Below are 13,043 nucleotides of genomic sequence, written 5' to 3'. Positions count from 1 at the left end.
CTGTCCGTGTGCGCGACCGGTCAGGCCGAGCCGAGTTCCTTGTCGATGAATGCGAAAACGTCTTCGGCGGAGGCGGTCTCCAACAGGTCCTCGGCGGCCGGCTCCGCCGATCCGCCGGAGCCTTCGGTCAACCTCGCCGCGAGCGCCCGCAGCCGGGCGGGGACGCGATGGCCGAGCAGCTCGGCGGGTGGCAGCAGCGTCAATGCGGCTTCGATCCGGTCGAGTTCGGCCGCGATGGACATCTCACCGGCACCCGTCTGCCGGTGCGCTTCCGCCGCCAGGTGGTCGGCGAGTGCCGCCGGGCTCGCGTGGTCGAAGACCGCAGTGGCGGGCAGCCGCAGGCCGGTGGCGCGGTTCAGCCGAGTCCGCAGTTCCACGGTGGCCACGGAGTCGAACCCGAGGTCCTGGAATGCCCGTTTGGCCGCCACCTCGTCCGCGGTGTCGTACCCGAGCACGGCGGCCACGTGTGTCCGGACCAAGTCAAGGAAGGCACGGCCCTGTTGCGCGGCGGGCAGCGCGAGCAGCTCGGCCAACGGCGCGGGTCCGGCTTCCGGTTCGGCCCCGTCCTCGCCGTTCAGCGCCTGACGCACCTCGGGAATCGCGTCCAGGAGTGGGCGCGGCCGAGCGAGCGTGTACGTCGGCGCGAAGCGGGACCAATCGAATTCCGCGACGACCAGGTGACTTTCGTCCTGCTCGATCGCCTGGCTCAGTGCGCCGACGGCGAGCGCGGTGTCCATCGCGGGCGCGCCGATGCGACGCATGAACGCGCTGATCTCCGCGTCCACCATGCCGCTGTCCAGCGGCCCCCAGGCAATCGAGGTCGCGGTGAGTCCGCGGGCCCGGCGGCGCTGGGCGAGCGTGTCCAGGAAGGCGTTGGCGTTGCCGTAGGCGGCCTGCCCCGAGCTGCCCCAGACGGCGGCGCCCGAGGAGAACAGTACGAACGCGTCGAGCGGGTGGTCGGCGAGCAGTTCGTCCAGGAGCAGCGCGCCGCCGATCTTCGCGTGGCCGACCTCGGCGAACTCGGCCAGGGTGCTTCCCGCGAGGGGCGTGTCCCGCCCGGACGCGCCGGCGGCGTGTACGACGGCGGTCAGCGGCAGTTCGTCCGGTATGGAGTCCAGGAGCGCGCGCAGGGCCGCCCGGTCGGTGACGTCGCAGGCCGCGATCGACACCAGGGCGCCCAGGGCCACCAGTTCGGCCGCGAGCTCGGTCATCCCGGGTGCCGCGGAGCCGCGTCGACTGGTCAGCACCAGGTGTTCGGCTCCGGCGCGGGCGAAGTGCCGGGCGACATGGGCGCCGACGCCGCCGGTTCCGCCGGTGATCAGTACGGTGCCGCGCGGGCGGTAGGAGCGCCCGGCGAGCGCGCCGTTCAGCGGCGCCCGGATCAGCCGACGGACGTGCACGCCGTCGGCGCGGATCGCGATCCGGTCCTCGGCGGTGCCCGCGCACAGGATCCGGTACAGCACGTCCACCGCGGTGTCGTCCACGTCGGCCGGTACGTCGATCATGCCGCCCCAGAAGCCCGGGTGGTCCAGGGCGAGTGCGGCGGCGGCACCCCACAGGGCGCCCTGGTACGCATCGGCGGGTTCGTCGAGGGGGGCGACCGCGACGGCGTTCGCGGTGACGCACCACAGGGGGACGGTCAGGCCCACGTCGGCGGCGGCCTGGACCAGGGCCACCGTGCCGGCGGTGCCTCGGGACAGCGTCGGGTGTTGGGGGTGTTCGCGTGAGTCGAGGGCGAGCAGCGACAGTACGCCGACGGTCGGTTCCTCGCCGGCCTTGTCGAGCAGGCTCCGGGTGAGCTCGGCGCGGTCGGCGTCGTGGTCCGGGATCAGCACGACGCGGGCGCCCTGGCGGGCGAGTCCTTCGGTGATCGCGATGACCCGCTTGTCGTCGCCGTGGTCGGCGGGGACCACGAGCAGCCATCGGCCGGTCGGTGCGGGAGCGTCGGGGTCGGTGATCGGAGTCCAGTGCAGGCGGTAGCGCCAGGTGTCCCGAAGCTCCAGGTCGCGGCTGCTGCGCCGCCAGGCGGACAGCGCGGGCAACACCCGATCCAGGGCCTCGGCGTCGACGTCCAGGCGCGCGGACAACTCGGCGGTGTCCCGCTGTTCGACGTCGTCCCAGAACCCCGCATCGCTCGGGTCGTTCGCATGCGGCCCGGTGGCCGTGGGCGTCGGCTCCCAGTAGTGCCGGCGGTGGAACGCGTAGGTGGGCAGTTCGACGACACTCGGGCCGGATCCGCCGGCGAAGTACGCCGGCCAGTCCACCCGGGCTCCCTGCGCGTACGCCGTGCCGAGTGCGAGCACCATCTCGCGTGCCTCGCCGCGGCCCCGGCGCAGGGTGGCCGCGAACGCGACGTCGTCCGCGTCGGCTGCGCAGTCGGGGCCCAGCGCGGTCAGCGCGGCGTCCGGTCCGAGTTCGAGGAACGTCGTGACGCCCTTGGCTCGGAGCGCACGGATCGCGTCGTGAAAGCGTACGGGCGCGGAAACGTGCCGCACCCAGTGGTCCGCGTCGAGCCGTTCGGCGAGCGCGCCGGTCACGGTGGACAGGATCGGGATCGACGGGGTCCCGTACTCGATGCTTTCGGCGATTTCCCGGAATCGGGCGAGCATCGGCTGCATCAGCGGCGAGTGGAACGCGTGCGACACCGTCAGCCGGTGGGTCTTACGGCCCTGTGCGGCGAACCGGTCGGCGATCGACCGGACTTCGTCCTCGGCGCCGGAGACCACCACCGACTCGGGCCCGTTGACGGCGGCGATCCCGGTCCGCTCGGTCAGCAGCGGGGCCACCTCATGCTCGCCGGCCCGCACGGCGATCATCGCCCCGCCGCCCGGCAGGGCGTACATGAGTCGACCGCGCGCGGCCACCAGTCGGGCCGCGTCGGCCAACGAGAGCACTCCCGTCACGTGTGCGGCGCTCAGCTCGCCGATCGAGTGGCCGGCCACGAATGCCGGGCGCACTCCCCACGATTCGAGGAGTCGGTACAGCGCCACCTCGATCGCGAACACCGCCCCCTGGGTGTACATCGTCAGGTCGAGGGCGGTCCCGGTCGTCCACATCACGTTGCGCAGCGGACGGTCGAGGTGTTGGTTGATCTCCGCGCACACGGCGTCCAGTGCTTCGCGGAACACCGGGAAGGTCTTGGCGAGTTCGCGGCCCATGCCGACGTGTTGGGCACCTTGGCCGGTGAACAGGAAGGCGACCGGGCCGTGCGGCCGGGCCGCGGCACGTACGGTCGCGGCCGTGGGCGTGTCCTGGATGAGTCCCGCCAACCCGCGGCGGAGGTCCTCGCGGGTCTCCCCGACGACCACCGCGCGGTGGTCGAGTGCCGCGCGCGTGGTGGCGAGCGAGAACGCCAGGTCGACCGGGTTCACCTCGGGACGCGCGTCCAGGTGGGCGAGCAACCGGCCCGCCTGCTCGCGCAGTGCGGGTTCGGTCCGGGCGGACAGGGTCCACGGGACCGGCCGGCCGGCGACGGCCGGCTCGTCCGTCACCGGCGCCGGTTCGACGGCCGGCGCCTCTTCGATGATCACGTGCGCATTGGTGCCGCTGACGCCGAAGGAGGACACGCCGGCCCGCCGCGGCCGGCCGTCGCTCGACCACGGCCGCGCCTCGGTGAGCAGGCTCACCCGGCCCGCCGACCAGTCCACATGCGGCGTCGGCTCGTCGACGTGCAGCGTCTTGGGCAGCACGCGGTGCCGCATCGCCATCACCATCTTGGCGATCCCGCCGACGCCCGCGGCGGCCTGGGCGTGGCCGATGTTCGACTTCAGCGAACCCAGCCACAGCGGGCGGCCGGCGGGCCGATCCTGTCCGTAGGTCTCCAGGAGCGCCTGGGCCTCGATCGGGTCGCCCAGCCGGGTGCCGGTGCCGTGTGCCTCCACCACGTCCACGTCGGTGGCCGCCAGACCCGCGTTGGCCAGGGCTTGTTCGATCACCCGTCGCTGGGCGGGGCCGTTGGGTGCGGTGAGGCCGTTGGACGCGCCGTCCTGATTGACCGCCGTACCGCGGACCAGCGCCAGTACGGGATGCCCGTTGCGCCGGGCGTCCGAGAGGCGTTCCACCAGCAACCAGCCGACGCCCTCACCCCAGCCTGTGCCGTCGGCCGAGGCCGCGAACGCCTTGCACCGCCCGTCGGCGGACAGCCCGCGCTGGCCGCTGAAGCCGATGAAGGCGTCCGGGGTGGCCATCACGTTCACTCCGCCCGCCAGCGCGAGCGAGCACTCCCCCGCGCGCAGCGCGTGCACGGCCCAGTGCAGCGCCACGAGCGAGGACGAGCACGCGGTGTCGACGGTCACCGCGGGCCCCTCCAGACCGAGGCTGTAGGCCACTCGGCCGGAAGCCAGCGAACCCGTGCTCTGGTTCTCCGCGTAATCGTGGTAGACCATTCCGGCGAATACTCCGGTCCGACTTCCACGCAGCGCGGTCGGGTCGATTCCGGCCCGTTCCAGGACCTCCCACGCGGTTTCCAGGACCAACCGCTGTTGCGGATCCATCTCCTTGGCCTCGCGTGGGCCGATCTTGAAGAATTCGGCGTCGAATTCGCCGGCCTCGTGCAGGAATCCGCCGTGCCTGGTATAGCTCTTTCCGGGTTTCCCCGGCTCCGGGTCATAGATTCCGGCGGTGTCCCAGCCGCGATTCTCCGGGAAGGCGGAGATCGCGTCCCGGCCGGTCGCCACGAGGTCCCACAGGTCTTCCGGGGAGGCGACCGATCCGGGAAAGCGGCAGCTGATGGCGACAATGGCGATCGGCTCTCTGGCCCGCGCTTCGATCTCGTGCAGTCGGCGCCGGGTCTCCTTCAATTCGACCGTGGCGCGCTTGAGGTAGTCGCGGAGCTTGTCGTCGTTCACCAACAACACCAACCCATCTCACCGCAGGACCTGACATCGTCTCGCCGGATATTCGCAATCAGCGCGCGCGGGCCGCGTCCATCAACACGGCCACCGAGTCCACCGTGCGCGCCACGTTCTCCGCCGCGGTGAGCGCGCGCAGGTCCGCGGACAGCACCTCCGCGGAGATCGGGATGTCCACGCCCTTGGCGTCGAGCGTGCGGATCAGTCGCACCAGGTCGAAGTCGCCCTCGCCGGGCATCAGGTTGTGGTGCAGGCAGTCGTCGAGCCGGGAGCCCTTGGGTTCGGCCGCGGCGTCGCGCAGTTCGAGGTTGAAGATGGACGCGGCCGGGAGGCGGTCGATCTGGGTGAAGGCGTCGGGGTCGCGGAAGAAGTGCCAGGCGTCCACCACCAGGCCGCCGTTGGGCCGGTTCGCGGCGAGCAGCATGTCGACGGTGTCCGCGTAGTCGAACCCGGGATTGACCGACTGGGGTTCCATCGCCACCGAGATCCCGCGCGCCGCGGCCCGGTCGCAGACCCCGGCGAAACGCTCGACGAGCAGGTCTGGTCCGGGGAGTTCGGTGGGTGTCATGATGACCGTCTTGATCCGGGGGATGCCGAACAGGTCGCACAGGTCGTACATGTGCTCCTCGCGCTCGCGCGCCATCTTCTGGTAATCCCCGCCGAAGTGCCAGGCGAAGAGAATCTGCAGTTCGCCGATCGTCACCCCGTACTGATCGAGGATGCCGCGCAGGTCCTCCACCGAATTGTTCTCGAGCAGCTTGTCGAATTCGTCCGCGTCGAAACCGATGCCGAGGACGTCGTCCCGGGAGGCGGCGGAAACCCGCTCTTCGAACGAATAGCCCGGGGGCTCGTCATAGGATGCGCCGAGCAGGTGAAGATATGGCAGGAACACACCCTGTCGGTCGAGCAGGCCCATCTCGCCACTCCATTCGTCGAAACGTGCGCGCAGTCTGCACCCCATTCAATCCGGGGCTGCGCGGGCAGCACCACACGGACCACCCCCTAAGCTCGACGGCAACCCCCTATATACGAACTCGTGGCCGTCGCTCGGGTCTCTTCGGCCGACCGAACGCGTAACATCTCGGCCGTGCACAGTGACCGCGCCCGAGAGTTGATCCTCGGCTGCGCGTGTGGTGCCGTCCCGAATCCTCCCCGCACTTTCGGCCCGAAAGGCTCAGAATGAGTACGCTCTCGTCTGACCGCGTTCGCGCGGCCCTCGATGCCCTCTATGCCGACGAGGAGGTGAAGGACGAACCGGTGGTCGCGGCCGTGATGGCCAAGAACCGCCCGCTCGGCTCCTTCAGCCATCAGGAACAGACCGAGATGCTCGCCGAGGCGTACATCTCGATCCCGCGCGAGGTCGGCGATCTCGTCTACCTGATGGCCCGTAGCCGCGGTGCCAAGCGGATCGTCGAGTTCGGCACCTCGTTCGGCATCTCCACGCTGTTCCTCGCGGCGGCCGCGCGGGACAACGGCGGCGAGGTCATCACCACCGAATGGCACGCCGGCAAGGCCGAGATCGCGTCGAAGAACATCGCCGACGCGGGCTTCGACGACATCGTCGACGTCCGGGTGGGCGACGCCCTGGAGACGCTCAAGGACCTGCCCGGCCCGATCGACATGGTCTTCCTGGACGGCTGGAAGGACATCTACCTTCCGGTGCTCAGGCTGATCGAGTCGTCGCTCGCCCCGAACGCCGTGGTGATCGCCGACGACATGGGCACCCTGCCCGAGCAGCCCTACTTCGATCACGTCCGCACCGGCGGCGGCTACCACTCGGTGCACGTGCCGATCGGTGACGGACTGGAGGTCTCCCTGCGGGTGGCCCCGTAGCGGCCTACCCGCCGCGACGCCTAACGTCGCGCCGGTCGGCCTTTCGGTCGACCGGCGCGACGTCGGCGTTCTCCCGGGATCAGGCCGTGTCGGCGGCGTACACCCGGATATCCATGGGCAGTTCCTCCCGCCGGCGAATGCCGAGCTTGCGATACACCCGGGTCAGATGCTGCTCGACCGTGCTGACGGTGACGTAGATCCGGCCCGCGATCTCCCGGTTCGAGTAGCCCGCCGCGGCCAGCACCGCCACCCGCCGCTCCGAGTCACTGAGCCGGGCGAACTGGTCGTCCCGGTCCGCCCGTTGCGCCTCGCCCGGCTCCGCAGCGGTGGCCTGGGCGGGCGCCGTCGCGGCCACCGGCTCCTCCCCGTGACAGATCTTGGCGATCCGCCGCGCCCGGCGCGCGGCGGTCCGGGCGTGCGTGTCGTTCCCCAACGCCTGATAGGTCTCGCTCAGATCCGCCAGAACCCCGGCGCTCTCGTAGCGGTCGTTGCCGATCTGGAGCATCCCCAGCGCCTTCTCCAGGAGGGGCAGCCGAGCGTCGACCGGCTTGGTCGCCGCCAGGCAACGCAGGGTCAGTCCGTACGCACGGGGCAACTCCGGCCCCAGCCCCGCCGCCTGCTCCTCGGCCAGGGCCGCCGCGCGATCGCGCCGGCCCAGGCGCAACCACCCGCGCGCGGCGCCCAGCCGCCACGGCACCAGCGCGGGGGTGTCGATGTTCCACAGGGCCATTCGCTCCCCGCACGCGGTGAAGTCGGCCAGTGCGGCATGGGGGCAATCCGCCGCCAAATGGTGTCTGCCACGCGCGTAGAGGTAGTGCAGGCCCGAGCGGGTCTCGAACAGCGCGGGGTGGACGGGGCGGCCGAGGCACTCGGCGGCGGCGGCGTGGTTCCCGGTCGCGGTGTGCGCCTCGACCAGGGTGGCCAGCGCCAGGCCGACCTGGGCGTTCCACCCGTGGCCGGACATGAACGCGAGGAATTCCTCGGCCTGTTCGATCGCCGAGTCCAGTTGTCCCTTCCGCAGCGCGACGAGGGCCCCGAGACTGCCCAACCACGCGGTGCGTACCGTTTCCTCGCGCTCGCGCGCCTCGGCGACGAGTCGGTCGCACCACGCGGCGGCGGAGTCGATCAGGTCGGCGTAGACCAGCGCCAGGATCGCGTCGGAGACCGCCTCGAACGGCCCGTCGCCGCCTCGGCTTTCCTCCCGCAGGATTTGCTCGGCCTGGGCGACGACGTCCCGATCGACCCGCTGCCCCAGCGCGGCGGTCAACGCTTCGGCGGCGCGCAGTTCGGCCGAGCGGGGCCCGTCGACGACCGCGGAATCGCCGCTCCGCGGTGCCGGTGCCGTGAGGCCCAGCGGGGACATGAGCCCCGGAGAGCCGGCCGCGACGCGCAACCTGGTCAGCTGCCACGCCTCGCCGAGTCGGTCGGCGTCGTGCTCGGCGGCGACATGGCCGACGATCTCGACCGCGTCGGCGCTCCGCAGCGACCAGAGCAGGGCATCGGCCACCCGCAGGGCCTCTTCCGGAGCCACCTTCCCGGCCAGAATCGGTCCCTTGAGCGCGAGGAATCGTGCGTCGGCCGCCGCGGGGTCGACGTAGCGGAGCAGCTCGGCGATCCGGATCTTGAGCGCGTAGCGGCGACTCGGGTCGGCGCAGCATTCGCCCGCGAACTGCAGGTACTCGACGGCGAGGGTGCTTCGCCGGTGCGCCGGCAGCTGCCGGGCCGCGTCCTGGAGCGCGGACAGTGCCCACTCCTCGGGCAGCGGGCCGGCCGCCATCAACAGGTTCGCCACTGTGTGCGACCGCGCGCCGGACTCGTACAGCAGTCGCGCGGCCCGGTGCCGCTGGAATACCGCTTCGTCAACGGGCAGTTCGTCCAGGATGGCCGACCGGATCTCCTCGTGCCGAAAGCGGGTGCCATGCAGCACCCCGGCCGCGTTCAGCTCGCGCACCAGGTGTCGCGACGTCTTCGGGTCGATCCGGCACAGCCGGCTCAGCAGGCCGATGTCGGTCGCCTCGCCCAGCACGGCGGCGCCTTGGACCACGCGGGTGGCCGGCAGGCCCATACGGTGTAAGCAGCCGGCGATCGCCTGCCGGAACCCGGGCCGCGCCGATCCTCCCGCGGCGGCGTCCGGGATCGGCTCGATCGAGGCCGGGCGCCCACCGGCCGGCGCGTGCCGAATCGCCGCCTCGCGTGCCCCGCAGGCGGGTTCGGATCGGGGTGCCGGCACCGGCTCGACGCCTTCGCGGGGCTGGGATTCGAGGCGGATACGCCGTACCCGCCGCCCGTCGATCAGCTCGCGCAGCGCGGCGGATGCCGCCCGGCCCGGCCGCGGCTCCCCACCGAGCACGATCACGAGCGGCCGGCCGGGCACGGCCTCGGCCATGCGGGGCAGTTCACGCAGCGATTCGACATCGGCGAACTCCACGTCGACGAGGGCGACGAGTACCGGAGCGCCCGCGGTCGCCTCGGTGTGCCCGGCGTTTCCGGCGTTCCCGGTCGCCCTCAACGAGTGCCGCAGCCGCGCCGACATGGCGTAGGGCACATGTTGTTCACCCGGAGAGCCGGTGACGTCGAGCACCGTGGCCCCGGCCTGGGCGGCCCGCCGACCCAGCGCCCACAGCGCCGATTCCGTGGCCGACGCCCGGGCCCCGTCGAGCACCGCCACCAGGCTTTCGCCTGCGGCGGCCTCCTCCAGAACGCCATCCAGTTGTCCGAATATGTCCTGGTATTCCATCAACAACGACATCAGCAAATCCCCCATGCGCCGAGTGTGTCTGACGTTGAAACCACGGCCGATCCCGCGCCCCTGGCGCCACCGCCGGGACGTGACGATCCGGACCACGCCGTCCGGCGCCGCCTCGTCCCCGAAACGCGTTCGACCGATCCCCGCGATTCGCCTCGTTCGATACCGGAGGGCAGTCGCCCGAAAGCCTTAATGCGCACTAGTACGGAGTCGGGCGACCGACTGCTGTTTGACGCACCTCCGGTGAGTAACGAATCCCCCGACCGAGCCCGCAGCATCGGACGGGAACCGTATGCCCCGCATACAGTGCGAAGGTACTGGCGTTCCATAGGGTCTGCAAGCCCGTCACGCAGAGGCCGATGCGGAGCCCCTACATACTTACCGAGCCGGACTCCAACGCGTTAGTAGTGCAGGTCACCGAACGGCTTGCGGGTACACCCCCGGCAAGCATCGCGGTCCGTGTTTTGGCCAAGGCATTACCGAAGACTCTTGACCACTACGTGCACAGACACCTAGCGTGCCCGTGATACACAGTTGCGATTCCAAACAAGATCTGAACAAGAGATGGGGCGCCGGGCAATCCCGCGGAACGGCCGTCATTAGCAACGACGGTCGCTCGTATGATGGCCGAATTGTAAACCTTTCGTGAACTCGCTGTTGTCGAACTCGGGGGAATGTCGACGGTGTTGTTGGTAGAGCGGAATCAGGAGAACAATCGGCTCGACGGACTACTGGCCGGTGACGACTCGGGGTGCTTTGTCGTCGCGGTCGTCAGCGGATCCACCGGCATGGAGAAGACCGACCTCCTGCGGGCTTTCCGCAAACGGGCGGCGGCAGCCGGAGTCACCGTGCTCAGTGCCAGGAGCTCACCCGAGTGCCGCGATCGTCCCTATTCCACCGTGCGCGAGCTCCTGGATTCGGCCGTTCTCGGCGTGCTCACAGCAAGCTCGGCTCGCATTTCAGCGCCCCCCGATGCCGCCGATCCGGGGCCGGCACAGGCCGCCCGCGAGCTGATCCGGACGGTATCCGAACTGTCCGCACACGGCCCTGTCCTGGTGGCCGTCGACGACATCGAATACGCCGATCCATCGTCCCTGCGCTGCCTGCGCCACCTGGCCCAGCACCCGGCCGCAAATCCCGTCGCCGTCGTGCTGACCTGGGATCGCAAACTCGGCCGGCGTACGCACCCGGCGCTCGAAGAGTTGCTCTATTGCCCGAGCGTACGGCACATCCGTATCGGTCCGCCTTCCTCGCGTGGCGGCGGACCGGTGATTTCCGAATTACGTACCGGAACGCCGGATCACCAGCTCGCGCAAGCGCACCTCGAACCGTTCGTCGGAAATCCATCAACCCTCGGCGTGATACTCACCGGGATGGACGGCGACAATGGCGGGCCGGCGGAATCAAAGGGCGCGTCGAATTCTCCCACCGAAAGCACCGAAACGATTTTCCGCGATGCGCTGGTGACCTGCCTGCATCGACTCGGCCCGATCGCGGTGACCATTGCCCGCGGCGTGGCACTACTCGACGAGTGCACCGATATCCACCTGCTGAGCCGATTCGGAAACGTCAGCACGATGACGGCCGGAAGCGCCCTGCGCAAACTCGCGGAGATCGGCGTCGTGCGCGATTTTCGATTCCGGCACGAGGCCGCCCGTTCGGCCGTGCTCGACGACATCCCACCACACGAGGCCGTACGCCTTCGACATCGCGCGAGTCGCCTGCTGCGCGAGGAGGGGGCACCGGCGGAGGCCGTCGCGGCCCATCTGCTGGTCGCCGGACCGCTGCGCCAGGACTGGGTGGTGCCCGTTCTTCTCGACGCGTCCCAGGCCGCCCTGCTCGCCGGTCGCACGTCGACGGCGATCCACTGCCTCGAACTCGCCGCCGAGTGCTGCGCCGACGAGGCCCGGCGGTACGTGGTCGAGGTTCGGGCGGCCGGGCTGCAGTGGCTGCGCGAGCCGGCCGGGTCCCGGGATCGGTTCCTCGCGCTCGGCTCGCCGCCGCGCGAGGGCACGCCGACGCTCGGACCGGCCATGTCGGTGGCCGAGGGCCTGCTGTGGCACCTGCGCTTCGACGAGGCGCTGGACCTCGTCGACCGCTTCGACACCCGGGATCGAATACCGGCCGCGCGGCCCGCGGTCGGCTCCGCCGTGCCGCGCACCCGGCTGCTGGTGGCGTCCACGTATCCGGGCCTGGTGTCCAGACTCCCCGGTCCGGCCGCCGCCGAGGCGCCGCAATCGGGCGCGGTCACGCCGGCCACCTCCGCACCCGGTCACCGCGCGGTGCACGCCCTGTCCGCCGTACTCACCGGCGGCGCCGACGAGCACACCATCGCCCAGGCCGAACAGGTCTTGCAGGACGGCGGTTTCGCGCACGGGTCGTACCGGGTGATCGCCCCCGCGCTGCTCTCCCTGGTCTACGCCGATCTGATCGACTCGGCCGCCATCTGGTGCACGCGCTTCCTGACCGGGGCCGGCAGTCACGAGACTCCCGGCTGGCAGGGGGTGTTGGGCACCATCGGTGCCTTGGTCTCGTTCCGCGAGGGGCGCCTGGACATCGCCGTGGACAAGGCTCGAGCGGCGCTGGCGCACATCAAGGGCGCCACCTGGAACGAGAGTTCGGTGCTGGCGACGGCGACCCTCGCCGAGGCGTACACCGCGATCGGCAACCACGAGGCCGCCGCCCGGGAGTTCGCCCGCCCGGCGCCCGGGGACCTGTTCGAAACCCGCGCGGGGTTGCACTACCTGTACGCCCGCGGCAGGCACCGCCTGGCCACCGGCCGGGCCCGCGCGGCACTGGCCGACTTCACCGACTGCGGGGCCAGGATGATGCGTTGGGACATCGACACGGCCACACTCGCGCCCTGGCGCGCCGGTGCGGTCGAGGCATCGCTGGCGCTGGGCGACGACGCGGGCGCGGCCCGCTGGGCCGAGCAGAAGGCTTCTCCCTCGGGGATCGCCCTGCCCCGGGCCCGGGGCATCGAGTTGCGCTCACTGGCGGCCACCCGCCCCGTCGGGGACCGACCCGGCCTGCTCGAAGAGGCGCTCCAACTGCTCCAGCACAGCGGTGACCGCTATCAGAGCGCACACGCGCTCGCCGACCTGGGCGAGGCGTACCAGGTGTTGGGCGACCGGGCCAAGGCCCGTACCGCGGCCCGCCGGGCCCGCCGGATCGCGGAGAGCTGCCACGCCGAACTCCTGTGCCGCAGGCTCGTGTCCACGCATCCGTCGACTGCGAAGCCGAACGACGCCCAGGGCCCCCCGACCGAGGGGGACCGGTTCGCGATCCTGAGTGACTCCGAGCGTCGGGTGGCGATCCTGGCCGCGCAGGGCTATGCCAACCGGGAGATCTCCGACCGCCTGCACGTCACGATCAGCACCGTCGAGCAGCACCTGACCCGGGTCTATCGGAAGATGAGCATCCGCAACCGCGAGGAACTTCCCACCGAATTCCGGATCGGCGCGAGCAGCGACGGCTGACCGCCACCGGCCGGCCGGGGGGGGGGGGGGCGCCCCCCCACCCCCAGCGCCCCCCAACAACACAACCCCAGACTCTGAAAAAAACGGCCGCCCCGCAAAACCGCAAACAACCGAAAAGTTAGATTCGTGCCCCAA

At 70.9% G+C, this 13,043-nt stretch carries 4 protein-coding genes and 1 pseudogene; 2 read left to right on the top strand and 3 right to left on the bottom strand.

All coding sequences use genetic code 11. The features are described from left to right. Positions 1-20: 20 nt before the first annotated feature. Positions 21-4,856, bottom strand: a pseudogene (locus tag ACIBM5_RS23865) (type I polyketide synthase); the annotation flags it as partial. Between the two features lie 49 nt (positions 4,857-4,905). Further along, the gene (locus tag ACIBM5_RS23860) at positions 4,906-5,766 is read right to left on the bottom strand and encodes a sugar phosphate isomerase/epimerase family protein (protein ID WP_396008664.1); all 861 of its coding nucleotides are present in this window, start codon (positions 5,764-5,766) and stop codon (positions 4,906-4,908) included. Between the two features lie 263 nt (positions 5,767-6,029). On the opposite strand from ACIBM5_RS23860, the gene ACIBM5_RS23855 reads away from it, so the two are divergent. Further along, the gene (locus ACIBM5_RS23855; RefSeq protein ID WP_391587419.1) at positions 6,030-6,683 is read left to right on the top strand and encodes an O-methyltransferase; all 654 of its coding nucleotides are present in this window, start codon (positions 6,030-6,032) and stop codon (positions 6,681-6,683) included. A 79-nt stretch (positions 6,684-6,762) separates the two neighbouring features. On the opposite strand, the gene ACIBM5_RS23850 is transcribed toward ACIBM5_RS23855, so the two are convergent. Then, a complete protein-coding gene (locus ACIBM5_RS23850; RefSeq protein ID WP_396008663.1) occupies positions 6,763-9,447 on the bottom strand; it encodes a LuxR C-terminal-related transcriptional regulator in 2,685 nt (894 codons plus the stop codon). Between the two features lie 665 nt (positions 9,448-10,112). On the opposite strand from ACIBM5_RS23850, the gene ACIBM5_RS23845 reads away from it, so the two are divergent. Next, positions 10,113-12,908: an AAA family ATPase gene (locus tag ACIBM5_RS23845; RefSeq protein ID WP_396008662.1), complete on the top strand. Its 2,796-nt coding sequence runs from the start codon at positions 10,113-10,115 to the stop codon at positions 12,906-12,908. Positions 12,909-13,043 lie beyond the last annotated feature (135 nt).

It is taken from the genome of Embleya sp. NPDC050493, from assembly GCF_044458105.1.
GTDB lineage: Bacteria > Actinomycetota > Actinomycetes > Streptomycetales > Streptomycetaceae > Embleya.
The sequence above is the reverse complement of the archived record's forward strand: the minus strand, read 5'-3'. Positions and strand labels throughout refer to the sequence as shown.

What these genes read in the sequence shown, in the direction of transcription:
- ACIBM5_RS23860 (WP_396008664.1), bottom strand. Translation starts at nt 5,766, where the DNA reads ATGGGCCTGCTCGACCGACAGGGTGTGTTCCTGCCATATCTTCACCTG.
- ACIBM5_RS23855 (WP_391587419.1), top strand. Translation starts at nt 6,030, where the DNA reads ATGAGTACGCTCTCGTCTGACCGCGTTCGCGCGGCCCTCGATGCCCTC.
- ACIBM5_RS23850 (WP_396008663.1), bottom strand. Translation starts at nt 9,447, where the DNA reads ATGGGGGATTTGCTGATGTCGTTGTTGATGGAATACCAGGACATATTC.